Origin of the sequence: Methylosinus sporium (assembly GCF_003113265.1) — a bacterium.
In the GTDB taxonomy this organism is placed as follows: domain Bacteria; phylum Pseudomonadota; class Alphaproteobacteria; order Rhizobiales; family Beijerinckiaceae; genus Methylosinus; species Methylosinus sporium.
The window spans coordinates 1-23583 of record NZ_PUIV01000011.1; the positions used below are offsets into that span (position 1 = coordinate 1).

General features: G+C 64.3%; 24 protein-coding genes. 15 read left to right on the top strand and 9 right to left on the bottom strand.

Annotated elements, in window-relative coordinates; all coding sequences use genetic code 11:
• Positions 1 to 407: 407 nt before the first annotated feature.
• The 3 genes from C5689_RS09180 (at position 408) to C5689_RS09190 (ending at position 4971) form a co-directional block, all read left to right on the top strand.
• Positions 408 to 1691: a serine/threonine protein kinase gene (locus tag C5689_RS09180; RefSeq protein ID WP_108916979.1), complete on the top strand. Its 1284-nt coding sequence runs from the start codon at positions 408 to 410 to the stop codon at positions 1689 to 1691.
• Between the two features lie 734 nt (positions 1692 to 2425).
• Positions 2426 to 4102, top strand: a complete 1677-nt coding sequence (locus tag C5689_RS09185; protein ID WP_167398702.1) for an electron transfer flavoprotein-ubiquinone oxidoreductase — start codon at positions 2426 to 2428, stop codon at positions 4100 to 4102.
• Positions 4103 to 4176: 74 nt separating this feature from the next.
• Positions 4177 to 4971: a YdcF family protein gene (locus C5689_RS09190; protein WP_108916981.1), complete on the top strand. Its 795-nt coding sequence runs from the start codon at positions 4177 to 4179 to the stop codon at positions 4969 to 4971.
• A 13-nt stretch (positions 4972 to 4984) separates the two neighbouring features.
• On the opposite strand, the gene C5689_RS09195 is transcribed toward C5689_RS09190, so the two are convergent.
• Together C5689_RS09195 and C5689_RS18410 are read right to left on the bottom strand one after the other, a co-directional pair.
• Entirely contained in the window at positions 4985 to 5809 is an 825-nt protein-coding gene (locus C5689_RS09195) for a class I SAM-dependent DNA methyltransferase (protein WP_158271795.1), read from the bottom strand.
• Positions 5810 to 5832: 23 nt separating this feature from the next.
• Positions 5833 to 5979, bottom strand: coding sequence for a hypothetical protein (locus C5689_RS18410; RefSeq protein ID WP_158271796.1), 147 nt, complete (start codon positions 5977 to 5979; stop codon positions 5833 to 5835).
• A gap of 228 nt (positions 5980 to 6207) precedes the next feature.
• Here C5689_RS18410 and rpsD point away from each other — a divergent pair, with 228 nt between their 5' ends.
• The gene (gene rpsD, locus C5689_RS09200; RefSeq protein ID WP_108916983.1) at positions 6208 to 6825 is read left to right on the top strand and encodes a 30S ribosomal protein S4; all 618 of its coding nucleotides are present in this window, start codon (positions 6208 to 6210) and stop codon (positions 6823 to 6825) included.
• A 40-nt stretch (positions 6826 to 6865) separates the two neighbouring features.
• Here rpsD and C5689_RS09205 read toward each other — a convergent pair whose 3' ends face one another.
• From C5689_RS09205 to C5689_RS09215, 3 genes are all read right to left on the bottom strand, one after another.
• Entirely contained in the window at positions 6866 to 7753 is an 888-nt protein-coding gene (locus C5689_RS09205) for a translation factor GTPase family protein (RefSeq protein ID WP_108916984.1), read from the bottom strand.
• Between the two features lie 93 nt (positions 7754 to 7846).
• Positions 7847 to 8599: a hypothetical protein gene (locus tag C5689_RS09210; protein WP_108916985.1), complete on the bottom strand. Its 753-nt coding sequence runs from the start codon at positions 8597 to 8599 to the stop codon at positions 7847 to 7849.
• A 91-nt stretch (positions 8600 to 8690) separates the two neighbouring features.
• Positions 8691 to 9062, bottom strand: coding sequence for a Rieske (2Fe-2S) protein (locus tag C5689_RS09215; RefSeq protein WP_108916986.1), 372 nt, complete (start codon positions 9060 to 9062; stop codon positions 8691 to 8693).
• A gap of 159 nt (positions 9063 to 9221) precedes the next feature.
• Here C5689_RS09215 and C5689_RS09220 point away from each other — a divergent pair, with 159 nt between their 5' ends.
• The 4 genes from C5689_RS09220 to C5689_RS09235 all read left to right on the top strand — a co-directional run bounded on the left by C5689_RS09220 (position 9222) and on the right by C5689_RS09235 (position 12673).
• The gene (locus tag C5689_RS09220; protein WP_108916987.1) at positions 9222 to 9611 is read left to right on the top strand and encodes a hypothetical protein; all 390 of its coding nucleotides are present in this window, start codon (positions 9222 to 9224) and stop codon (positions 9609 to 9611) included.
• Between the two features lie 9 nt (positions 9612 to 9620).
• Positions 9621 to 9920 carry a helix-turn-helix domain-containing protein gene (locus C5689_RS09225; RefSeq protein ID WP_108916988.1) on the top strand — a complete coding sequence of 100 codons (300 nt, stop codon included), beginning with the start codon at positions 9621 to 9623 and terminating at the stop codon, positions 9918 to 9920.
• 73 nt (positions 9921 to 9993) lie between these two features.
• Complete coding sequence (shc, locus tag C5689_RS09230; protein WP_108917059.1) at positions 9994 to 11955, top strand: squalene--hopene cyclase; 1962 nt, start codon at positions 9994 to 9996, stop codon at positions 11953 to 11955.
• Between the two features lie 7 nt (positions 11956 to 11962).
• On the top strand, positions 11963 to 12673 hold the full coding sequence (locus C5689_RS09235; protein WP_244594648.1) for a phosphorylase: 711 nt from the start codon (positions 11963 to 11965) through the stop codon (positions 12671 to 12673).
• Here the strand turns inward: C5689_RS09235 and hpnH are convergent.
• Positions 12614 to 13765 carry an adenosyl-hopene transferase HpnH gene (hpnH, locus tag C5689_RS09240; RefSeq protein WP_108916989.1) on the bottom strand — a complete coding sequence of 384 codons (1152 nt, stop codon included), beginning with the start codon at positions 13763 to 13765 and terminating at the stop codon, positions 12614 to 12616. The two genes, C5689_RS09235 and hpnH, sit on opposite strands and share 60 nt — an antisense overlap.
• A 236-nt stretch (positions 13766 to 14001) precedes the next feature.
• On the opposite strand from hpnH, the gene C5689_RS09245 reads away from it, so the two are divergent.
• The 3 genes from C5689_RS09245 (at position 14002) to trpB (ending at position 16789) form a co-directional block, all read left to right on the top strand.
• A complete protein-coding gene (locus tag C5689_RS09245; RefSeq protein ID WP_108916990.1) occupies positions 14002 to 14655 on the top strand; it encodes a phosphoribosylanthranilate isomerase in 654 nt (217 codons plus the stop codon).
• A 60-nt stretch (positions 14656 to 14715) separates the two neighbouring features.
• On the top strand, positions 14716 to 15171 hold the full coding sequence (locus C5689_RS09250) for a type II toxin-antitoxin system PemK/MazF family toxin (protein WP_108916991.1): 456 nt from the start codon (positions 14716 to 14718) through the stop codon (positions 15169 to 15171).
• A 370-nt stretch (positions 15172 to 15541) separates the two neighbouring features.
• Positions 15542 to 16789, top strand: a complete 1248-nt coding sequence (trpB, locus tag C5689_RS09255; protein ID WP_108916992.1) for a tryptophan synthase subunit beta — start codon at positions 15542 to 15544, stop codon at positions 16787 to 16789.
• A gap of 87 nt (positions 16790 to 16876) precedes the next feature.
• Here the strand turns inward: trpB and C5689_RS09260 are convergent, their stop codons facing one another.
• Complete coding sequence (locus C5689_RS09260) at positions 16877 to 17776, bottom strand: dihydrodipicolinate synthase family protein (protein ID WP_108916993.1); 900 nt, start codon at positions 17774 to 17776, stop codon at positions 16877 to 16879.
• Between the two features lie 8 nt (positions 17777 to 17784).
• Complete coding sequence (locus C5689_RS09265; protein ID WP_108916994.1) at positions 17785 to 18237, bottom strand: cupin domain-containing protein; 453 nt, start codon at positions 18235 to 18237, stop codon at positions 17785 to 17787.
• Between the two features lie 110 nt (positions 18238 to 18347).
• Between C5689_RS09265 and C5689_RS09270 the strand changes: the two genes are divergently transcribed.
• From C5689_RS09270 to C5689_RS09285, 4 genes are all read left to right on the top strand, one after another.
• Entirely contained in the window at positions 18348 to 19250 is a 903-nt protein-coding gene (locus tag C5689_RS09270) for a LysR substrate-binding domain-containing protein (RefSeq protein ID WP_108916995.1), read from the top strand.
• A 313-nt stretch (positions 19251 to 19563) separates the two neighbouring features.
• The gene (trpA, locus tag C5689_RS09275) at positions 19564 to 20475 is read left to right on the top strand and encodes a tryptophan synthase subunit alpha (RefSeq protein WP_108916996.1); all 912 of its coding nucleotides are present in this window, start codon (positions 19564 to 19566) and stop codon (positions 20473 to 20475) included.
• Positions 20472 to 21332, top strand: a complete 861-nt coding sequence (gene accD, locus C5689_RS09280) for an acetyl-CoA carboxylase, carboxyltransferase subunit beta (protein WP_108916997.1) — start codon at positions 20472 to 20474, stop codon at positions 21330 to 21332. The genes trpA and accD overlap by 4 nt, the downstream gene beginning before the upstream one ends.
• 19 nt (positions 21333 to 21351) lie before the next feature.
• Positions 21352 to 22659 (top strand): bifunctional folylpolyglutamate synthase/dihydrofolate synthase, encoded by a 1308-nt coding sequence (locus C5689_RS09285; protein WP_108916998.1) that lies wholly within the window; start codon positions 21352 to 21354, stop codon positions 22657 to 22659.
• An 81-nt stretch (positions 22660 to 22740) separates the two neighbouring features.
• Here the strand turns inward: C5689_RS09285 and C5689_RS09290 are convergent, their stop codons facing one another.
• Positions 22741 to 23424 (bottom strand): type 1 glutamine amidotransferase domain-containing protein, encoded by a 684-nt coding sequence (locus C5689_RS09290; protein WP_108917061.1) that lies wholly within the window; start codon positions 23422 to 23424, stop codon positions 22741 to 22743.
• Positions 23425 to 23583: the final 159 nt, after the last annotated feature.

Below are 23583 nucleotides of genomic sequence, written 5' to 3' on the forward strand. Positions count from 1 at the left end.
AGATCCGATCGCTTCCGAAGGCTTGGGCTCACGGAACGGCTCTCGCTCTTCCCTGTGGACGGGAGAGAAACACCGGTCCGGCGACGCGCCGCCTGTCCAGGGACGGGGGTCGCCGTCCCGGATGGAGCCGGCCCCCGCCCGCGTTCCCTGACCCGAGAAACGCGCCCTTGCGTCAGCGGGAGCGAGGGAGAGATAGGAATATTTTCAGGATATGTCAAGAGCGGGCGGTGGGGGATTCGGCTTTTGGACCCGGAGGGGCCTTTGCCGCCAACGAATGACAAGCAGATCGCTGCTGCTAAAGTTGACCGCTTCCTCAGGCCGACGCCGACGACTAATCTCGGGTCCAGGCGAAGCGCCAAACGTCTCTTTATTGCCCGGGAAGACCACTCGCATAGTTAGGTTGAGCTATGGAATGTGATGCAGACATTTGGAACGACTGCCCATCTTGGAAAAACCGCTGGGAGGTTTTGCAACCGCTTCAAGGCGGCGCTCAGGGCAACGCCTATAAGGTCAGAAGAAAGAGCGACGATCGCATTGCGTTTCTGAAGTCGGTCAAGGCCCCAACCCATCCGGAGCGGCGAGCGCGTTTCTTCCGTGAAGCCAGTGCCTACGAGTCATTCAATGTTGCAGGAGCGCCGACGCTCATCGAGAGCAACGCCCACAGGCACAAGGATTTTTCGTTTCATCCTTACATCGCTACTACGTTCATCGAAGGGCCAACGCTCCGGAAGTGGCGAGAAGAAAAGTCTGAGGTGGAATTAGAAACCGCGCTCGCTCTCACAATGTCGCTGCTTAATATTTTGAGAGACTGTCACGCTGTTGGATTGATTCACCGAGATGTCAAACCCGACAACATCATACTCGTCCAAGGCGCCCCGGACAACGTCGTGCTACTGGACTTTGGGCTGAATTATCATGAGCACGTCGACGCGGATTTCCAGACGGAGCATTGGCAGGAAGTCGGCAACCGGTTCCTTCGACTGCCGGAGCTTTCAGCCGGCAGTTACTTGAAGCAAGATCCGCGATCGGACATCACCTTCTGTGCTGGCATCCTCTTCTACGTCCTGACGGGCGACCATCCAGCCGTTCTCGAGGACGCGGAGGGGCGACTACCACACCAACGAGGCGAAGCTCCCTCTCGCCTTCTGAAGGCTTCCGGAGCAAGGTTGCGGCGTCTTCTGTCGTTATTCGACAACGCGTTCGAGCCAAAAATTGCCAACAGACTTTCGAGTGTGGAAGTCATGCGGGACGCTGTGATGACGATTATGGCCCCGGAAGACCCGATAGGGTCTCCAGAAAATGATTTGATCGCCATTCGAACCGTGATGAATACTCAGTCAGAACGGCGTCGGCTCGAGTCGATAAATCGGTTCGAGTGTGCCATTCAGGAAGTCTGGACTCTCTATAAAGAAGTGCAGAATGAGTTGGAGGGAACGCTAGCGCTCAGCCAGACCGGGATGCACATCACTTCAGAGTTTGGAAGAAACACCCTTTTCTGGTCACGCAGAGGCTCCAGTGATCGCGTGCTCTCCACAACGTATGAGGTGTTGGAGGCTGGCGATGAGATTATAATCCGTATGTCTACCGAGTCGGTATACCGAACCCCATTGGCGGAGCCTAGTTATGAAACTCCATTCCGTGATGCAGTCCGGTCTTGGTTGCTCGCACGTCTGAATTCAGCGCTGCGCTAGCTTCGGGCTGACCGAGCTTTCCCCGAACGAGATCGAACAACCGCTCCTAGCGCATCGGCGAAATTCGGGCCGACGTGCTACCCGCCATCGGTTTTCGTCCAGCTTCCAAGTGATCGCTTCTTCCCGGCAAACACAATCGCCTCATCCTGAGGCGCTTTTTGCGCAACGCAAAAAGCCTCGAAGGATGATCCAGGATGCGCTTCGACGCTTCGAGACGCCCGCTTCGCGGGCTCCTCAGCGTGAGGGGCTGTCATGGCATGTGCGCGAAGCGATCGACCGGAAGCCACATCACATTTTGCGAGACCCTGCCGCCGTCATGGGTCCTACAGTGAGGAGGTTCGGCTTCTGAGCCGAAGCGGAGGCTAGCGCATTCCTTCTCCCGCTTGCGGGAGAAGGTGGCCCGGCGTAGCCGGGTCGGATGAGGGTCCCTGCAGATGAGCCGTTTCGAATTCAATTAAAAAGCGGCGTGCAACTGGGCGAGCGGCAGGAGCCCTCATCCGACCCCCGCTGACGCGAGGGCCACCTTCTCCCACGAGTGGGAGAAGGAAGCGCGCCGAAGATTCGGCGGGGGCGGCTCTTTGGGCGAAAAACTTGCCCCGAATCCATGGCCCGGGGGTTTCCTCTTTCGAAAAAACATGAAATCGCTCTCATTCTAAAATTCGCCGACGCGAGGGCCTTCCCCTTGCGCCTCGAACTGCGCCCGAAAGGGACCGCGCCCGGAAATGGGAAAGACGATGGCTGAGACAGAAGAATTGCCCCCGCGCGAAGCTATGGATTACGATGTCGTGATCGTCGGAGCCGGCCCGGCCGGCCTCTCCGCCGCGATCCGCCTCAAGCAGATTTCGCCCGATCTCTCGGTCGTCGTCATCGAGAAGGGCTCGGAGCCCGGCGCGCATATTCTCTCCGGCGCGGTCATCGATCCGATCGGCCTCGACCGCCTGCTGCCGGACTGGCGCAGCCGCGACGACGCGCCGCTGAAGACGCTCGTGACCAGCGACGACATGTTCTGGCTGACCTCGACCAGCGCCGTCACCATCCCGCATGTCATCAATCCGAAGCTGATGAGCAATGAAGGCAAGTTCATCGGCTCGCTCGCCAACGTCGTGCGCTGGCTGGCGCAGGAGGCGGAGGGGCTCGGCGTCGAAATCTATCCGGGCTTCGCCGGCGCGGAGCTGCTCTATGGCGAAAAGGGCGAGGTGCTCGGCGTCGCCACAGGCGATATGGGCGTCGGCCGCGACGGCGCGCCCAAGGACAGCTTTACCCGCGGCATGGAGCTGCGCGGCAAATATACGCTGATCGCGGAAGGCGCGCGCGGCTCGCTGGCCAAGGAGCTGCTGAAGAAATACGCGCTCGAAGCCAATAGCGAGCCGCAGAAATTCAGCATCGGCCTCAAGGAGCTGTGGCGCATCCCCAAGGAGAAGCACCGCCCCGGCCATATGCAGCATTCGGTCGGCTGGCCGCTCGCCGACGACACAGGCGGCGGCTCCTTCCTCTATCATTTCGACGAGGATCTCGTTTCGGTCGGCTTCGTCGTCTATCTCAACTATTCCAATCCGACGCTCTCGCCCTTCGACGAGTTCCAGCGCTTCAAGGCGCATCCCGCCATCGCGCCGGTGCTGGAAGGCGGGCAGCGCCTCGCCTATGGCGCGCGCGCGCTCACCTCGGGCGGCTGGCAGAGCGTGCCCAAGCTCACCTTCCCCGGCGGCGCGCTGATCGGCTGCTCGGCCGGCTTCATGAACGTCCCGCGCATAAAGGGCTCGCACAACGCCGTGCTGTCCGGCATTCTCGCCGCCGATCATGTGGCGGCGGCGCTGGCCGAAGGCCGCGCGCATGACGAGGTTTCGGCCTATGACGCCGCCTGGCGCACGAGCGACATCGGCAAGGATTTGAAGCCGGTCCGCAATGTGAAGCCGCTGCTGTCGAAATTCGGCACCAAGCTCGGCATTGCGCTCGGCGGCTTCGACATGTGGACGAATGAGCTGTTCGGCTTCTCGATCTTCGGCACGCTGAAGCATGGCAAGCCGGATTACGCCTGCCTGAAGCCGCTCTCGCAGGTGACGCCGATCGTCTATCCGAAGCTCACCAGCAAGGTGGTCTTCGACAAGCTCTCCTCCGTGTTCGTCTCCAACACGAACCATGAGGAGGATCAGCCGTGCCATCTGAAGCTCGCCGATCCTTCGATCCCGATCGAGAAGAATCTGCCGATCTATGGCGAGCCGGCGCGGCTCTATTGCCCGGCGGGCGTCTATGAGGTGGTCTATGCGGAGGAGGCGACGAAGAGCGATCCGCGCTTCGTCATCAACGCGCAGAATTGCGTGCACTGCAAGACTTGCGACATAAAGGACCCGGCGCAGAACATAAATTGGGTTCCGCCGGAGGGCGGCGGCGGCCCGAATTATCCGAATATGTGAGCGTCGATCGATCGGGCGAGCACGGCAGGCGCCGCACAGGCGTCCGCCGGCCGCCGCAGCCATTGCGAGCGACAATGTTCTTTCTTCTTTCCAAGATCGGCGAATTCTTCGTCAATCCGGCGCATGTCGCCATATTGCTGGCCGCGAGCGGCGTCGCCCTGCTGTTCACGCGCTTCGCCAAGACGGGCCGCACGCTGGCGGCGGCGGGGATATTCGCCCTCGTCGTCATGTCCTTCTCGCCGCTCGCGATCTATCTGGCGCTCCCCTTGGAGAATCGCTTCGCGCGGCCGGCGCCCGATAGCCCCGCGCCGGACGGGATCATCGTGCTCGGCGGCGCCTTCGACGAGAACATCAGCATGGCGCGCGGCGGCGTCGCCTTCAATGACGCCGCCGAGCGCCTGACCGCCGCCGTCGAATTGGCCCGCCGCTATCCGAAAGCGCGCCTTCTCTTCACTGGCGGCTCGGCGGCGCTGCGCGGCTCGCCCTATTCCGAGGCGCAGGTCGCCGGGCGTTTCTTCGAGCAAATGGGCGTCGATCCGGCGCGGCTCATCCTCGAGGACAAATCGCGCAATACTTTCGAGAACGCCGTCTTCTCTCGCGAGCTGGCGGCGCCGAAGCCGGGCGAACGCTGGCTCCTGGTCACATCGGCGATGCATATGCCGCGCTCGGTCGGTATTTTCCGGCGCGTCGAATTTCCGGCGATCCCCTACCCTGTCGCCTATCGTACTCGGGGATATTGGACGGATATCAGCCTTCACAAAAATGCGGCGGATATGCTCCGCCTGACCGATCTCGCCACGCATGAGTGGGTCGGCCTCGTCGCCTATCGTTTGAGCGGCAAGACCGACGCGCTGTTTCCCGCACCCTGAGCGAGGCGAGACCTCAAGTCGTTCCGGTTCGGATCGAACCGGAATGACTTGAGATATCCCTTTGTTTGGTCGTGTTTTCTTCACGCGAACCGGTTCCCGCTTCGCTCGAAAACGCTCTAGGCGCTTTCGCGATCGCCAGCAGATTCTGCGACAAAATGCAGTCGAACGACCCCGTCTCCGCTGCATGGAGCGCGCGAAACAGGGTCGACCCGATCTGCCAGACGAGCGCTCTGAGACCACTTTTCAAATTATGTGGCCTGGGCTTGTCCTCATAGCATTCGATTTCGCGGAAGCCGATCGTCAGAAAGAGCTGTCGCACGGACGTCGAGGTGAAGGCCAATTCATGGGTCAGATCGCCATATAAGCTCCGTGAGCCGAAAATGCCCTCGGCATTGGGGACATGGGCGATGATATGTCCGCCCGGCCGCAGCACCCGGAAAATATCGCCGCACGCCTCGAACAAAACATCCCGGCTCATATGTTCCAGAACGTCGATGACGATGACGAGATCGACGGAGTTGTCGGCGGTGTTTTTCAATTCTTCTCGTAAATCGCCGAGCTTCACTTCGTGAACGCCGCCCTTTGCGGCGGCGGCGACCATTTCCGGCGAGGAATCGACGCCCGCCACATTGCGATAGCCGGCCTTTTTCAGCCAAAATATCGCGCCGCCGGCGCCGCACCCCAAATCCAGAATACGAATATCGCGGTCGGCCGGGAGGTGGCGCGCAATCAGATGATTGATGAATGGCGCTTCGGAACGGTAGCCGCTCGAAGAGCTCGCCCCGCCCTGTTCGCTCGAGACATAATGGTCATACAATCGGCGACGCCAATCGGACATACCGTCTCCCCCCGCTGAACCGGTCAGAGCCGCCCAAAGTCGTAGCGACGGCGGATTTCGTCGGCAATCCGTGAAAAGCGCGAGGCGCCCGCGATCGCCGCTTCCGGCCGCATGACGAAATCGCGCTCGGCGCAAAATTGTTGACTTCCGCCAAGGGCGCGGATAATCACCCCAGGTCCGGCGCGGGGAAACCTTCGCCGGCCCGCACCCGTGGCCTTTCGTAAAAAAGGCCTGTCGGCCGGAATTCCGGCAGAGGAGGGCGCGTTCTTTTGACGCGAGAGGCATGACCTCGTCGCGCGGGAACGTGGTTCGGCGACGCTCGCCTCTGACCGAGGCCGGGCGCGGCGTCTCGTTTTCGCGCTTGTGCGAGGCTGCGAAAAAAAAGAGGACGCCGGCAAGTGACGAAGCGCGCCGAAGCCAAATATAAAATCGACCGCCGTCTCGGACAGAACATCTGGGGCCGCCCGAAGAGCCCGGTGAACCGTCGCGAATACGGCCCCGGCCAGCACGGCCAGCGCCGCAAGGGCAAGCCTTCCGACTTCGGCACGCAGCTCAAGGCCAAGCAGAAGCTCAAGGGCTATTACGGCAATATCTCCGAGAAGCAGTTCCGCAAATATTATGCGGAGGCCATCCGGCTGAAGGGCGACTCGGGAGACAATCTGATCGGCCTGCTCGAGCGCCGTCTCGACGCCGTGGTCTATCGCGCCAAATTCGTGCCGACCGTCTTCGCCTCGCGGCAGTTCATCAACCACGGCCACATCAAGGTGAATGGCCGCCGGGTGAACATTCCGTCCTATCTGGTGAAGCCGGGCGACGTCGTCGAGGTGAAGGAGAGCTCCAGGCAGATCCTCATCGTCCTCGAGGCGGCCGGCCTCTCCGAGCGCGACGTGCCGGAATATTACGAGGTCGACCATCAGAAGATGACGGCCAAGCTCACGCGCGTGCCGCTCCCCTCCGAAGTGCCCTATCCGGTGCAGATGGAGCCGAACCTCGTCATCGAGTTCTACTCGCGCTGATCGACATTCGCCGGCCCGGAGCTTTCGGGCCGGCGCTTTTTCAGACCGCGGCGCTCGGCCGCACGGCCGCGACGGGGCGGAAGGGCGTATCATCCCCCGGCGTCGTCGGCGCATAATGGACGAACCGCAAACTAGAGTTCGCGCGGCCTTTGGTCAGCGCGCTCAGCGCCTCGCCATAGCCGAGCAGTTCCGCGAGCGGCGCGGTCGCCGTTATCCGCGTGGTCTCGTCGCCCTGCTGCGCCTTCAGCGCCTGCGCGCGCCGCCCGCGCAAATCCGCGATCACCGCCTCCGCGCTGTCATTGGGCGCCGTGACTTCGACGCTCATGATCGGCTCCAGCAATTCGCTGCTCTTGGCGAGAGCCTCCCGCGTCGCGGCGCGCGCGGCGATCTCGAAGGCGAGCACCGATGAATCCGAGCCATGGCCGGCGCCGTCCACCAGCACGGCCTTCATCTCCACCACCGGACAACCGAGAATGACGCCCGTCTCCGCCACGGAAACGACGCCGCGCTCCACGCCATCGACGAATTCGGCCGGGACCGCGCTCGCGGGCGCGCGATTTTCAAAAATCTCGCCGCCTGCGCCATCGGGATCGAAGACCAGCTTCACGCGGGCGTATTGGCCGGGCCGCTTATGGGTGAAATCGATCTCCTGGCGGCGCGACAGGCGCTCGCGATAGGCGACGCGCGGCGCGCCGATGATCGCCTCCACCGGCGACAGCTCCAGAAATCGGGCGATGGTCTCTTTCAGCCGCTCCTCGCTCGCGGCCTCGAGCAGCGCGCGCGTTCGGTCGATCGCATCGAGGTCCGAGATGCGCAGTCCCGAAGCGCCGGCGGAGAGGCGCGCCAGCGCTTCGACGAGTTCTTCCCAATCATCTTCGTGCTTGGGCTCTATCGTCACCGAGACGAGCAGCGGCGAATTGATCATCATGGCCTCCCACTTCTCCCGCGCCGGCGGCGAATCGGGAGGAGGGAGGCTAGCCGCGGCGTATGACAGTAAGTCATACGCCGCGCTCGAGCCGGTTCAGTTGCGGCGCGCCAGAGAGCGCAGGAAGCCCTCCATATCCTCGGTCAGCTCTTGATCGATGGCCGGCGCCAATTTCAGCAGCAGATTGGCGACGAATGCCTGATCATTGCGCTTTTCCTCGAGCACCTCGCGAAGCACGGGGACATTGTCCTCGATATGGGTGAGGAAGGAGATGCCCTTCTCCAGCGTCTCGGTCCAGCGCTCGCGGCTCCACAGCGCCAGCGGATACATGATCTCATGGACGAAGTTGGATTTGCGCGCCTGCTCGAAGAAGCGAATGCCCGCGTTCCAATTCTCCTTGGCGCGCATCGGCGGCGGCGGAATGTCGCCGAGCAGCATCTTCTTGCCGGCGGCGCCGACATGATCCTCGAGGCTGATCGGCGGGTCCATGGGGGTGCGGAAGGACCACAAGGAGGTCGAGCCGGGGAAATCCTTGCCCATGGCCTCGGTGAGCGCCGCCTCGACCTTGTCGGCCGCCGCCTTGTCGCCCTTGAGCGCCGCCGTCATGAAGAACGCGAAGACGGCGTCGCCGCCGTAATTGACCGCAGCGGCGCCCTTCAATTGCTGGTCCGTGAGCTTGGGCGTCACGCCATCGGCGGGAACCGTCACATCGCCGGCGCGCAGGGCGGTGATGAATGTCGTGATCTCCAGCCAGCCCATATAATTGGCGATGAAGGCGTCGGGATCGACATAGACGATCGCCAGATTGAGAGGCTGCTTGCGCTTTTGCAGTTCCGCCATGTCCGTCATGGAATATCCTTCCTGTCCCCAGTCTCTGCTGTCCAGGTCTTTGCTTGGGCGCTCGCTTCCCGAGCCCCTCTCTCGGGCGCGGCGCCCGTCTTCACTCGTCCGCCAGCATCACACCGGTGATGCAGACGTCGCCGTCGTCGATCACGAGCGAGAGAGGCGTCAGCTTTCCGCCTTGGCACGGGCCGATGAAGCAATGGCCGGTGTCGAGATCGAATTGGGCGCGATGCCGCCCGCATTCGAGGAAATTGCCCGACTCGTCGAGGAAATTGCCCGGCGAGGTGTCGAGACGCATCTGCTCGTGCGGGCAGGAGTTCTCGAAGCCGTAGAAATTGTTGCCCTTGCGGGTGATGAGGATCGGCCACGGATTGGTGTCGCCGTTGTCATAGGCGCGCATCAGGACGAAGCCATGAGCTTGGCCGTCCTCTATGTGGCCTGTGCGACAAATCACAAACAGATCGTCCATGGGCTGACCCCTTTCGAACAAACATCCACGCTCCGTGCGACCCGGAGCGGACCCGTGAAATCAGGTAGCAAGCGATGAGCCAGCCTGATCCGGCGCTTGACGATATGGTTAGATCACCATATTGAACGAGACGGATTTCAGACGGAGACCAGCGGCGAGATGAGCGCATCGGCAATCTTGAAGCTCCAAGCAGCCGGCTTCTCCACGGAGCAAGTGACGGCGCTCGCCGAGCTCATCGACTCGCAGGCGGCCACCAAGGCCGATCTCGAGGCGGCGAAGCACGAGCTCGGCGCACAGATCGGTGGCGTGAAGTCCGAGCTCGGCGCGCGCATCGACAGCGTGAAGTCCGACCTCGAGGCTGCAAAGCACGAGCTCGGCGGGAGAATTGACAGCTTAGAACATAGTCTCGGCTCGAAGATCGACGCAGTCGATCACCGGCTCGACATGAAGATTGCCCGTCTCGACGGCGAGTTCGCATTGGTAAAATGGATGCTCGGCTTCACCCTCGCATTCGAGGTCGCCCTCTTCTACAAGCTTTTCCTGCACTGAGCGGCGAAGATGCGGGATTGTCCTGAGACTTATGAAACCTCGCCCTGCGGCGCGGAAAACGCGCTCAAAGCGCAGCTCATCGGCAAGATCGGCCGGCTGATGAAGGAGCGCGGCTTGAAGCAGGTGGAGGCCGCCGGCCTGCTCGGCGTCAAGCAGCCGGACGTCTCCAAAATGCTGCGCGGCGATTTCCGCCAATTCTCGGTCGAGCGGCTGCTGCGTTTTCTGGTGGCGCTGGGGCAGGACGTCGAGATCGTCGTCAAGCCGCCGAACGGCGCGGAGGCTCCGGCGCTGCGCGTCGCGCGTCTGTGACGCGGATAGACCATTCTTTTGAAAAAAGAGACGAAGGGATCGTGATGACCGAACTGCGATGGAGCGCGAAGATATGACCGCCGCCCTTGCGATCGAGCCGAAGCGCGACGACGCGCTCGACCAGAGCATTGCGCGCGCGTCCGGCGCGCTGCGCGCGCTCGCCAAAGGCGACGGCCATTGGTGCTTCGAGCTCGAGGCCGACGCCACCATTCCCGCCGAATATGTGCTGATGCGCCATTTCCGCGACGAGCCGATCGATCACGCGCTCGAGGGCAAAATCGCCGTTTATCTGCGCCGCATTCAGGGCGCGCATGGCGGCTGGCCTTTGTTCCACGAAGGCGCCTTCGATATGAGCGCCAGCGTGAAGGCCTATTTCGCGCTGAAGATGATCGGCGACGATAGAGACGCGCCGCATATGAAGCGGGCGCGCGAGGCGATCCTCGCCCATGGCGGCGCGGCGCGCACGAATGTCTTCACGCGCGCGCTGCTGGCGCTCTATGGCGAGATTCCCTGGCGCGGCGTGCCGGCCATGCCGGTGGAGATCATGCTGCTGCCGAAATGGTTTCCCTTCCATATCGACAAGATTTCCTATTGGGGCCGCACCGTCCTCGTGCCGCTGCTGGTGCTGCAGACGCTGAAGCCGCAGGCGGTCAATCGCCTCGGCGTGCATATCGGCGAGCTCTTCGCCACCCCGCCGAACGAGGTGAAGAAATGGCCGACCGGCGCGCATCAGCATCCGGCGCTGGTCGCGATGTTCGGCGCGATCGACAGACTGCTGCGCGCCGCCGAGCCTTTGTTTCCGAAAGGCCCGCGCTGGCGCGCGATAAAAGCGGCGGAAGCCTTCGTCACCGAGCGGCTCAACGGCGTCGACGGGCTCGGCGCCATTTTCCCCGCGATGGTCAACAGCCTGCTGATGTATGATGTGCTCGGCGTTCCCGCCGATGACGAGCGGGTGAGACTGGCGCGCGAATCGATCGAGCGCCTGCTGGTGATCAAGGAAGACGAAGCCTATTGCCAGCCCTGCGTCTCGCCCGTGTGGGACACGGCGCTCGCCTGCCATACGCTGCTCGAGGTCGGCGGCGAGGAGGAGGAGGCCCGCGCCCGCGCCGGGCTCGATTGGCTCGCGCCGCTGCAAGTGCTGGATGTGAAGGGCGATTGGGCCGTGCAGCGGCCGAACGTGCGACCCGGCGGCTGGGCCTTCCAATACGCCAACGCCTATTATCCCGATGTCGACGACACCGCCGTGGTGGTGACGGCGATGGATCGCTCCTACGCCGGCCGCTCCGACCGGCCCTATGACGAGCGCATCGCCCGCGCGCGCGAGTGGGTCGAAGGCCTGCAGAGCAAGAATGGCGGCTGGGGCGCCTTCGACGCCGACAATGAATATTATTATCTCAACCACATTCCCTTCGCCGATCATGGCGCGCTGCTCGATCCGCCGACATCGGACGTCTCGGCCCGCTGCGTCTCCATGCTGGCGCAGCTCGGCGACACGATCGAAACCAGCCCCCGCATGAAAGCCGGCGTCGATTATCTCCTCGCCGAGCAAGAGCCGGACGGCAGCTGGTTCGGCCGCTGGGGAATGAACTATATATACGGGACCTGGTCGACGCTCTGCGCGCTCAACGCCGCCGGGCTGAAGCCGGAGCATCGCGCCATGCGCCGCGCCGTCGACTGGCTCGTCGCGATCCAGAACGAGGACGGCGGCTGGGGCGAGGATGGCGACAGCTACAAGCTCGACTATCGCGGCTATGAGAAAGCGCCGAGCACGGCCTCGCAAACGGCCTGGGGCGTGCTCACGCTGATGGCGGCGGGCGAGGTCGGCCATCCGGCGGTCGCCCGCGGCGTCGCCTATCTGCAGGCCAATCAGGACAAGGACGGCCTGTGGAAGGAGGAGCGCTTCACCGCGACGGGCTTCCCGCGGGTCTTCTATCTGCGCTATCACGGCTACGCGAAATTCTTCCCGCTGTGGGCGCTCGCGCGCTATCGTAACCTCGAGAGGGGCAACAGCAAAATTGTCCAGACCGGACTCTAGACGTCGCTTGGACGGCCCGGATGAGGTGGAGCCCCCGCGGTTCCTCATCATCACGGGGCTGCTGAGCGAGCGCGCCTGCGCCGAGGGCGAAGGTCTGGTGCCGATTTGCAGCGGCGCCGACACGGAGGGACTGCGCGCCGCGCTGGAGCGCACGCAGGGCTTCGCGCTCGCGGGCGTCGTCAGCTTCGGCATAGCGGGCGGGCTCGATCCGGCGCTGCGGCCGGGCGACGTCGTTATCGGCTCCTCCGTCGTCGCGGAGGACAAGCGCTATGAGACCAGCGCCGAGCTCTCGTCCATTTTGAGCGAAGGCCTCGGCGCCTCGGGCGGCAAAATCGTCGCGGGCGTCATCGCCGGCGTCGAAGCGCCCGTGCTCGATCCCCAGGGAAAGGCGGCGCTGCGAAAAAAGACCGGCGCCGCCGTCGTCGATATGGAGACGCATATCGCTGCGGATTTCGCCGAGAGGCGGCGCCTGCCGCTCGCCGTGGTGCGCGTCGTCAACGATCCGGCGGCGCGGGCGCTGCCGCCGCTGGCCACCTCCGCCGTCACGCCGGACGGCGGCGTCGATTTCCGGGCCGTGTTCCGCGATCTCGCCCGCGAGCCGCGCCAGATCGGCGATCTCATTCTCGCCGGTCTGGACTTTCGCAAATCCTCGGCGACCTTAGGCCGCTGTGGGCGTCTTCTCGGCCCGCTCCTTAGCCTCGGCCTCTCGGAGCTCTGAGAGAGTCGCGACATTCTTGTCGAAGACATATTGCGCCGGCCGCTGCTTCTCGAGCGAGATGTCGGGCGCGAAATCGCCTTCCGTCCTCACGCCGCGCAGAGCGACCAGCGCCGCCTTCCACGGCCGCGCGACGGCGTCCTTCACCGCCGTGGCCTCGAAGCCGCAATGGACCATGCAATCGGCGCATTTCTCATAATTGCCGACGCCGTAGGAGTCCCAATCGGTCTCGTCCATCAGCTGCTTGAAGCTCTGAGCATAGCCCTCGCCCAGGAGATAGCAGGGACGCTGCCAGCCGAAGACGGTGCGCGCCGGATTGCCCCAGGGCGTGCAATGATAGGTCTGATTGCCGGCCAGAAAGTCGAGGAACAGGCCCGACTGCACGAAGGACCAATCGCGTCCGCCGCGTCCGCGCTTCAGAATGCCGCGGAACAGCTCCTTGGTGCGGGCGCGATTGAGGAAATGCGCCTGATTGGGCGCGCGCTCATAGGCGTAGCCCGGCGACACCGTCATGCCGTCTATGCCGATGCGCTTCACCTCGTCGAAGAAATCGGCGACGCGGGCCGGATCGGCGTCCTGGAAGAAGGTGCTGTTGATGGTGACGCGGAAGCCTTTCGACTTCGCCAGCTTGATCGCCTCGACGGCGCGCTTGTAGACGCCCTTCTGGCTCACCGCGCGATCATGCATCTCCTCGTCGCCGTCGAGATGGATCGACCAAGTGAAATAGGGGCTGGGCTTATACTGATCGATCTTCTTGGCCAGCAGCAGCGCATTGGTGCAGACGATGGCGAATTTCTTGCGCGCCATTATGCCTTCGACGATTCTAGGCAGCTCCTTGTGCAGCAGCGGCTCGCCGCCGGCGATGACGACGACCGGCGCGCCGCATTCGTCCACCGAGGTGAGGCAGTCCTGCGCCGAGAGGCGCTTATCGAGAATATGGTCCGGATAGTCGATCTTGCCGCAGCCGGCGCAGGCGAGATTGCAGCGAAACAGCGGCTCGAGCATCAGCACCAGCGGATAGCGCTTCCGGCCTGCGAGATGCTGGCGGAGGATATAGCCCCCGATCGACATGATGTAGCGAAGCGGAATGGACAAGAAAGCTGTTCCTTCCAGGGACCGGCTCTTCGACAGAGCGGCGCTGCGGCCGCCCGGCTTCGACGCGCGAGAAACACAGCGTCGGAACGTTCCGTCTAACACGAAAGCTCGACTGCGCAAACCGGCGGCCGAGATCGCCGGCTGCGGCGACTTCGCCTCGAGGATATGGCGTTTTTCAGGCCCGAGCGGATCATGATAGGGTAGCCGCCCCGTTACGGAAGCCGCGAGAGGGAAGCTTGGCCGGCGTGATCGTCAAAATCTGCGGCTTGTCCACCCTGCCGATGCTCGAGGCCACGATCGCCGCCGGCGCGGATATGGCCGGCTTCGTCTTCTTCGAGAAAAGCCCTCGCCACATCACGCTCGAGACGGCGCGGGAACTCGGCCGGGTCGCGCAGGAACGCATCCGCAAAGTGGCTCTCACCGTCGACGCCGACGATTCCACGCTCGACGCCATCGTGGCCGCTCTCGCGCCGGATCTTCTGCAATTGCACGGCCGGGAAACGCGAGAGCGCGTCGCCGCCGTGAAGGCGCGCTTCCGCCTGCCCGTCATCAAGGCGATCGGCGTCGCCGGCGCCGCGGATGTTTCCAGCGCTGCGGCCTTTCGGGAGGTCGCCGACATTCTCCTCTTCGACGCCAAGCCCGCGCCGAACGCCGCCGTCCCCGGCGGAGCCGGGACCGTCTTCGATTGGGAGCTGATGCGCGGCTACAGCAGCGGCGACTGGATGCTCTCTGGCGGCCTCGACCCCGCCAATGTGGCGGAGGCGCTGCGGCTCACCGGCGCGCCGGCGGTGGACGTGTCGTCCGGGGTGGAGCGCGAGCGGGGCGTGAAGGACGAAGCGAAGATCGCGGCCTTCGTCGCGGCGGCGCGAAAAGGCGGAGCGTTTTTCTAGCGCACGAAATTCGCCGGCGTTTGCGTAGAACGATCGAATTTATCGGGGGCATTCTCGAAAATGAACGATGAAGAAAGGCCGCCGACGCCCGGTAATGCAATAAAATCCGCCGGAACCGGTTCTGAATACAAGCCTCGCCGTATTCGCCCGCGAATTAAAGCCGTTCCGGCCATTCGCCAAATTTATTGGTGCGACTTCGGAATGGAGCCCATTTTGCCCGAAATGGGTAAGACACGCCCTGCCGTCATTGTGTCGTTCAAGCATACGCTCACTGGGCACTGCCTCGTCCTCCCCACATCCACCGACCCACAGGAAGGCGAGAGCGGGAGATGGGCGCACAAGCTGTCGCTCGAGATCGAGAAGGGAAAGGTCTCCTACGTCGTCTGCAACCACCCCCACACGGTTTCGACGGCCAGACTTCAGATGCTCTGGGGAAAGAACACGCCTCGGCTCGATATTCAGGAGTTCAGGCTGGTAATCGATAAGCTCATGGCTTGGCTTCCAAAGCTCGATTGACTTTTATGGAGGCCGCCCGCGTTCTCGAACAACGAGTTTTCCGTTGACGGAATTAGCGACCATCGCTAGATGTAACGTTACCTGCGGCCCCGAAAGGGTGTCCGTTTCTCCGCGAGGAGAGTGAAAGGCGAAGGGGACCGAAAAGGTCCCCTTTCGTTTATCTTCGAGAGCAATTCGCTGCAACGGACGCGAATGCGCGACCGAGCCGTTCCCTCTCTGTCCGGGCGCCCGAATCGAGCGCCGCCCCGCTCGATCAGGGGACGTCGACTCCAAACGAGAGGACGCCGACGCTTTCATCCTGGCGGCTGAACGTCTATGAGAGTCGGCTCTGAAAGAGACCGGCAGCGAACAGCCCCGAGGACGAACGGCGTTGAACGAGCAGACCCCCAATTCCTTCCGCAACGGCCCGGACGAGAATGGCCGCTTCGGCCTGTTCGGCGGCCGCTTCGTCGCCGAGACCTTGATGCCGCTGATCCTCGACCTCGAGCGCGCCTATGGGGAGGCCAAGGCCGACCCCTCCTTTCAGGCCGAGCTGGACAGTCTGCTGAAGCATTATGTCGGCCGGCCGAGCCCGCTCTATTACGCCGAGCGCATGACCGAATATTTGCGCGGCCTCACGGCGGCGGTCGGCGGCGAGGGCGGCGCCAAAATCTATTTCAAGCGCGACGAGCTGAACCATACCGGCGCGCATAAGATCAACAATGTGCTCGGCCAGATTCTGCTCGCCCGCCGCATGGGCAAGAAGCGCATCATCGCCGAGACCGGCGCCGGCCAGCACGGCGTCGCCACCGCCACCGCCTGCGCGCGCTTCGGCCTCGATTGCGTCGTCTATATGGGCGCGGTCGATGTCGAGCGGCAAAAGCCCAATGTCTTCCGCATGAAAATGCTGGGCGCCGAGGTCCGCCCGGTGCAATCCGGCGCGCGCACGCTGAAAGACGCGATGAACGAGGCGCTGCGCGACTGGGTCACCAATGTCTCCGACACTTTCTATTGCATCGGCACCGCCGCCGGCCCGCATCCCTACCCCGCCATGGTGCGCGATTTCCAATCGGTGATCGGCAATGAGGCGAAGGCGCAAATGCTCGAGGCGGAAGGTCGGCTTCCCGATTCGCTGGTCGCCTGCATCGGCGGCGGCTCCAACGCCATCGGCCTGTTCCACCCCTTCCTCGACGACGCTTCGGTGGAGATTTACGGCGTGGAAGCCGCCGGCCATGGCCTGGACGTCGAGAACGGCCACGCCGCCTCGCTGGCGGGCGGACGGCCGGGCGTGCTGCACGGCAATCGCACCTATCTGCTGATGGACGACGACGGCCAGATTCTCGAAGGCCATTCGATCTCCGCCGGCCTCGATTATCCCGGCATCGGCCCGGAGCATTCCTGGCTGCGCGACATCGGCCGCGTGACCTATCTCTCGGCCACCGACAAGGAGGCGCTCGCCGCCTTCCAGCTCTGCTCCAAGCTCGAGGGCATCATCCCCGCGCTGGAGCCCTCCCATGCGCTGGCCAAGGTGATGGAGCTGGCGCCGCAGAAGCCGCAGGATCATCTGATGGTGATGAATCTGTGCGGACGCGGCGACAAGGATATCTTTGCCGTGGCGGAGCATTTGGGCGGGATGTGAGGTAGCCGGCGCTTAGTCGGAGACGGCGATGAATCGCCGCCTCCTCCTCGTTCGCCCGCGCGGGCGCGGCGCGGGCCAACCCCTCGGTCACGCCGCCGCCGGCTCGACGCGCAGCGCGGCGAGGAATTCGGCGAGCTTCTGACGATCGGCCTCGACGAGGGGCTTCAGCGGCGGCCGCGGCGCGCCGGCCGGCAATCCGCGCAGGGCGAGCCCGGCCTTCACCGTCGTCGGCAGGCCGCCCACCACGATGAAACGCAGCACCGGCAGAATGTCGTAGAACAGCGCCCGCGCGCGCACGATATCGCCCGCCTGCACCAGATCGAACAGCCGCGCCGGACGATCGTCGAGCAGATTGGGAGCGGCGGTGCACCAGCCCGAAGCGCCGGCGGCGATCGCCTCCAGCGCCATGTGATTGGCGCCGTTGTAGAAGGGGATCGCGCCGTCCGACAGCTTGTGGATCGCGTGCATACGATTGAGATCGCCGCTGCTCTCCTTGATGAAGCGCACCGTGTCGAGCTCGCGCACGAGCCGCACCAGAAACTCCGGCGACATGTCCACGCCGCTGGTCCCCGGATTATTATAGGCCATGATCGGCAGATCGGTCGCCGCCGCTATGGCGGCGTAATGATCGAAGATCTCGGCCTCGGTCAGCTTCCAATAGGACACGGGAATGACCATCAGCATATCGGCGCCGATCTCGCGGGCGTAGCGCGCCTTGGCGACGGCCGCCGCCGTGGTCAGCTCGGCGATTCCGACGATCACCGGAACGCGGCCGGCCACCGTTTCGACGCCGAGGCGAGCGCCATGGCGCCATTCCTCTTCCGTCAGATAGGCGCTCTCGCCGGCGCTGCCGAGGAAGGCGATGGCCGCTGGCTGCGAGCGCAGGAGATTTTCCGTCACGCAGCGGAAGGCGCCGTCGTCGATCCCGCCATCGGCGGAAAAGGGCGTGACGGGATAGGCGACGATGCCGCGAATCACTTTGGTCATGGCGGGTCTCACTTCGCTTCTTCGCGGATCGCGAGGCGACCGGCGTTCTGGAGCATGGGGGCGTTCTCGCAGGCGAGATAGCGCGCGGGCTTGTCCGGATCGGCGTTCACATGATGGTGCCAGGCCCAGACCGGAATATAGACGGCGTCGCCCGCCTCCCACTCGATGCGGCGGTCCTCGATCATCGAATAGCCGCGCCCCTCGAGCACATAAAGAATGGTCTCATAAGTGTGGCGATGGCGGTTGGAGCGGCCGCCCGGCGTGAGCCCGCCGACCGTGAGGCTGATGGCGTGCGATGGCAGATCGATGAAATGCACCGGATGCTTGCGCTCGACCGAATAGGCGGCGCGCGCATCGTCCTTCTCGACGCCGCGATGCGCGAGCCGCTCCGGCAAAATCACTTCGAATGTCGGCGGCGTCTTGTCGAAATCGGCCGAATGGAAAACCCGCTGGGCGGTCATGGCCCGTCTCCCTCTTGGTTGCGACGGTCTGTCTTCATTCGAATTTGAGAATAGGTCCAAGACTTGTTTTCAATACTGAAAATAGGCTTTACCTATGATATAGGAGTCCGATGGACTTCCGACGGCTCCGCTATCTGATCCGCGTCGGCGAGGAGCGCAGCTTCACGCGCGCCGCCCGCTCGCTGAACGTGACGCAGCCGACGCTCTCCCAGCAGATCCAGGACCTCGAGGCGGAGCTCGGCGTCGCTTTGTTCACGCGGACGGCGCATAAGGTCGAGCCGACCGAGGCCGGCCTGCTGACCATCGACTGCGCGCGCCGGGTGATGGCGGAAACGGAGCGGCTTCGCGAGGCCGTGCTGGAATATCGCGGGCTGAAGCGCGGCCGGCTGCGCATCGGCGTGACGCAGACATTCAACGCGCTCTATCTGCCGCGCATCGTCACCGATTTCGCGCGCGACTATCCGGCGATCGACCTCGAGATTCTGGAGCTGGCCAATGACGAGATCGACGCCGGCGTCGAGGCCGGGACGCTGCATCTGGGCGTCGGCCTTCCCCGCGCGCACACCAAGAGCCGCGCCGAGCCGCTCTACGCCGACACGCTGATGTTCGTCTGCGCGCGCGGGCACAGCCTGGGCGAGGCCGAGAGCGTCCCGGCGGCGCGCCTGTCCGAGGAGAGCATCGCTCTGCTCGGACATGGCTTTCGCACGCGGGCGGCGGTCGACGACTATCTCGCGGAGGCGGATGCGACGCCGCTGCGCGTGATCGCTTTCAATACTTTCGCGGCCATTCTCAATGTCGTCGCCTCGGGCGATTACGTCTCTATCGTGCCGGCCGACGTGCGCCATGTGTCGGGGCTCGTCTCGGGCGTCGCGGCGCTGCATTTCGCGCGGCTGGAGCCCGGCCCCGGCAGCCGCACGATCTGCCTGCTGAGCGCGCCGGAGGACAGGGCGACGCCCGCCGCCATCCGTTTCGCCGCGCGCATTCGCGATTATTTCGCCGCGACGGGGCGATGAATCACGCCGCCTCGACTTCCGAAAACGTCTATCAAAAAGCGATCCCGCCGGGGCTATCGCATTCACACATCTCAAAAGCTCCAGCGCCGTCCTGGCCGGGCTCGTCCCGGCCAGGACGAGCCCGGCCGAAACGCCGCGGGAGGAGCGGCAGCCCGAGTCTTTGCGGCGGCCCCGGCCCCGTAGGGCGTTGTGAAAGCGCGCCCTCGCCTGCGCCTGACTAGGTCCGCCCCCGCCTGAGGGAGGGTGAAGCTGCGCCCGCCAAACGCCACCCCACCATTCCCCTTCGCCCTCCCCTATGCTATCGCCTGCGGCCATGACTTCCGCCGCCACGACCACACGCATAGACGCCCGCTTCGAAGCCCTGCGCGCCGAGGGCCGCGCCGCCCTCGTGACCTTCGTCATGGCCGGCGACCCGGACATCGAGACCTCGCTCGCTCTATTGAAGAGCCTGCCCAAGGCCGGCGCCGACGTCATCGAGCTCGGCATTCCCTTCACCGACCCCATGGCCGACGGCCCCGCGATTCAGGCGGCCGGCCTCCGGGCGCTGAAGTCGGGCATGACGCTGAACAAGACGCTCGCTCTCGTCCGCGCCTTCCGCGCGCAGGATCAGGCGACGCCGATCGTGCTGATGGGCTATTACAACCCGGTCTATGTGCATGGCGTGCCCGCTTTCCTCGAGGAGGCGAAGGCGGCCGGCGTCGACGGGCTCATCATCGTCGATCTTCCGGCCGAGGAGGACGCCGAGCTGTGCCTGCCGGCGCGCGCGGCGGGGCTCAATTTCATCCGCCTGGCGACGCCCACCACGGATGACAAGCGCCTGCCCAAAGTGCTCGAAAACACGAGCGGATTCGTCTATTATGTGTCGCTCACCGGCATCACCGGCGCGGCGCTCTCGGATTATTCGGGCGTGTCGGAGGCGGTCGCGCGCATCAAGCGCAGCACGCCTCTGCCCATCGCCGTCGGCTTCGGCGTCAAGACGGCGGCGAACGCCGCCGCCATTGCGCGCTACGCCGATGGCGTGGTGGTGGGCACGGCGCTGGTCGATGCGCTGGCCAAATCGCTCGACGCGGAAAATCGCGCCGGTCCGCGGACGGTGGAGGCGGTCACGAGCCTCGTCGCCGATCTCTCCCGCGGCGTGCGCGGCGCGCGGGCGCAAGAGGCGAAGAAGGACGAGCCCTTCTCGCTGAAATCCGCCTTGGGGGCGCTCGCGAGGCTCTGGTCATGAACTGGTATTCCAACGTCGTTCCGCCCAAGATCAAAGCCCTCATCAAGCGCGAGGCGCCGGAGAACGCTTGGGTCAAATGCCCGGAGAGCGGCCAGCTGGTGTTCCACAAGGACATAGAGGACAATCTCTATGTCGTACCCGGCTCCGGCTATCACATGCGCATACCGGTGGAGGCGCGGCTCGCCAGCCTCTTCGACAATGGCGAGCATGAGGTGGCGCCGACGCCGGACGTGCCGAGCGATCCGCTGAAATTCCGCGACATCAAGCGCTATGTCGACAAGATCAAGGAATATCGCCTCAAGACCGGCCATCAGGACGCGGTGACGATCGCCTATGGCAAGCTCGAAGGCGCCGCCGTCACTGTCGCCGTGCAGGACTTCGAGTTCATGGGCGGCTCGCTCGGCATGGCGGCGGGCGAGGCGATCATCGCCGGCATGACGCACGCGATAGAAAAGCGCACGCCCTTCATCATCTTTACCGCCTCCGGCGGCGCGCGAATGCAGGAAGGCATGTTCTCGCTGATGCAGATGCCGCGCACCACCATCGCCGTGCGCCGGCTGCGCGAGGCGCGCCTGCCCTATATCGTCGTGCTCACCAATCCGACGACCGGCGGCGTCACCGCCTCCTACGCCATGCTGGGCGACATTCACATCGCCGAGCCCGGCGCGATCATCGGCTTCGCCGGCGCGCGCGTCATCGAGCAGACGATTCGCGAGAAGCTGCCCGAGGGCTTCCAGCGCGCCGAATATCTGCGCGACCATGGCATGGTGGATATGGTGGTGCCGCGCACGGAAATGCGCGAGACGCTGGCCCGGCTCTGCGCGCTGCTGACCAAAGCGCCGCGCCGCGCGGCTTGACGGAACGAAAGCCGATATCATGGATCAGCGCGACGCGATTCTGACGCGCTTGCTGGACCTTCATCCCAAGAAGATCGATCTGTCCCTCGGACGGACCGAATGGCTGCTGGCCGAAATGGGCCATCCCGAGCGCCGGCTGCCGCCGATCATCCATGTCGCCGGCACCAATGGCAAAGGCTCGACGCTGGCTTTTCTGCGCGCCATTCTGGAGGCCGCCGGCCAGCGCGTTCACGTCTATACCTCGCCGCATCTCTTGCGCTTCAACGAGCGCATCCGCCTCGCCGGAACGCTGGTGGACGACGCCCGCCTGCAAAAGGCGCTGGAAGATTGCGAGCGCGCCAATGGCCAGCGGCCCGTGACCTTCTTCGAGATCACCACCGTCGCCGCCTTCACCCTTTTCGCCGAGGAGCCCGCCGATTGGCTGCTGCTGGAGACGGGCCTCGGCGGGCGCTATGATTCGACCAATGTGATCGAGAGCCCCAAAGCCACGATCATCACCTCCATCTCGCGCGATCATCCCGAATTTCTCGGCGATACGATCGAGAAAATCGCCTATGAGAAGGCTGGCATTTTCAAGCGCGGCGCGCCCGCGATCATCGGCTTTCAGCAGCATGACGGCGCCCGCGACGTGCTGGAGCGCGAGGCTCGGCGCGTCGGCGCGCCGCTCTCCATCGCCGGCGAGGATTTCCATATTCGCGAGGAGAACGGCCGCTTCGTCTATGAGGACGAGCGCGGCCTACTCGATCTGCCATTGCCGCGCCTGCCCGGCCGCCATCAGCAGGCCAACGCCGCCGGCGCCATAGCCGCGTTGCGCGCTGTGGCGCCGCATATCGGCGCCGAACATATCGAGGCGGGCCTCACCCGCGCCGAATGGCCGGCGCGGCTGCAATTGCTCTCGCGCGGACGGGTGGCGGATCTGGTTCCGCCGGGCTCGGAAGTCTGGCTCGACGGCGGCCATAATGACGACGGCGGCCGCGTGCTCGCCGAGGCCATGGCGCAATTCGAGGAGAAGAACGCCCGGCCGCTGGTCTTCGTCTGCGGCGCGCAGGTGACGAAGGACATTCGCGCGCTGATAAAGCATTTCGTCGGCCTCGCCGGCGAGGTCGTCGCCGTGCCGGTGGAAGGCGAGCATAAGAGCTGGCCGCCGGAAGAGATCGCCGCGCTGGCCTGCGCCGAGGGCATGAGGTCGGCGGCCGCGCAGAGCGTCGAGGAGGCGCTGGCGATCATCGCGCAGCGCAGCTATGCGGTTCCGCCGCGCATATTGATCGCCGGCTCGCTCTATCTCGCCGCCGGCGTGCTGGCGCTGAACGGCTCTGTCATAGAGTGACAGGGCTCTCCCTTCTCCCGCTTGCGGGAGAAGGTGGCCCGGCGAAGCCGGGTCGGATGAGGGTCCGCGCCGGAAAGAGCATCACCCTTTCGCGAGCGCTTCCAGCAGCTTGCGGGCGGCCGGACCGGAGGACGCCGGATTCTGTCCGGTAATCAGCAATCCGTCCTGCACCACATAAGGCGCCCAATCGGCGCCTTTCGAGAAGAGCCCGCCCTTTGCGCGCAGCTCGTCCTCCACCAGAAACGGCACGATTTTGGTGAGGCCTACGGCCTCCTCCTCGCTATTGGCGAAGCCCGTCACCTTTTTGCCCACGACCAGCGGCCGTCCGTCCGGCGCGCCCACATGCCGCAGCACGCCCGGCGCATGGCAGACGAGGGCGATGGGCTTTCCCGCGCGGATGAAGGATTCGAGCAGCGCGATCGAATGCGCATCCTCGGCGAGATCCCAGAGCGGACCGTGGCCGCCGGGGTAGAAGACCGTGTCGAAATCCTCCTGACGGACATCGGCGAGCGTGACCGTCTGCGCGAGCTGCGCCTTCGCCGCCGCATCCGCCTCGAAGCGTCGCGTGAGGTCGGTCTGGAAATCCGGCTCATTGCTCTTGGGGTCGAGCGGCGGCTGGCCGCCCTTCGGCGAAGCCAAGGTGACCGTCGCCCCGGCATCCTGGAAGGCGTAATAAGGGGCGGCGAGCTCTTCCAGCCAGAAGCCAGTCTTGCGGCCGGTGTCGCCGAGCCGATTATGCGAGGTGAGCACGATGAGAATTTTCATGGGGCCGCTCCGTCGTCTCGAGTTTTCGCGCAAGCGCTCGCCGGAAGATAAGGAGCCCACCCGCAGGCGCCCACTCGAATTCGCCTGCGGCGCCACTTGGATTTCGGAAGAAATTGCTCCACAAGCGTCCTGCCTCTCCCGCCGCGGGCCGAGGCGAGA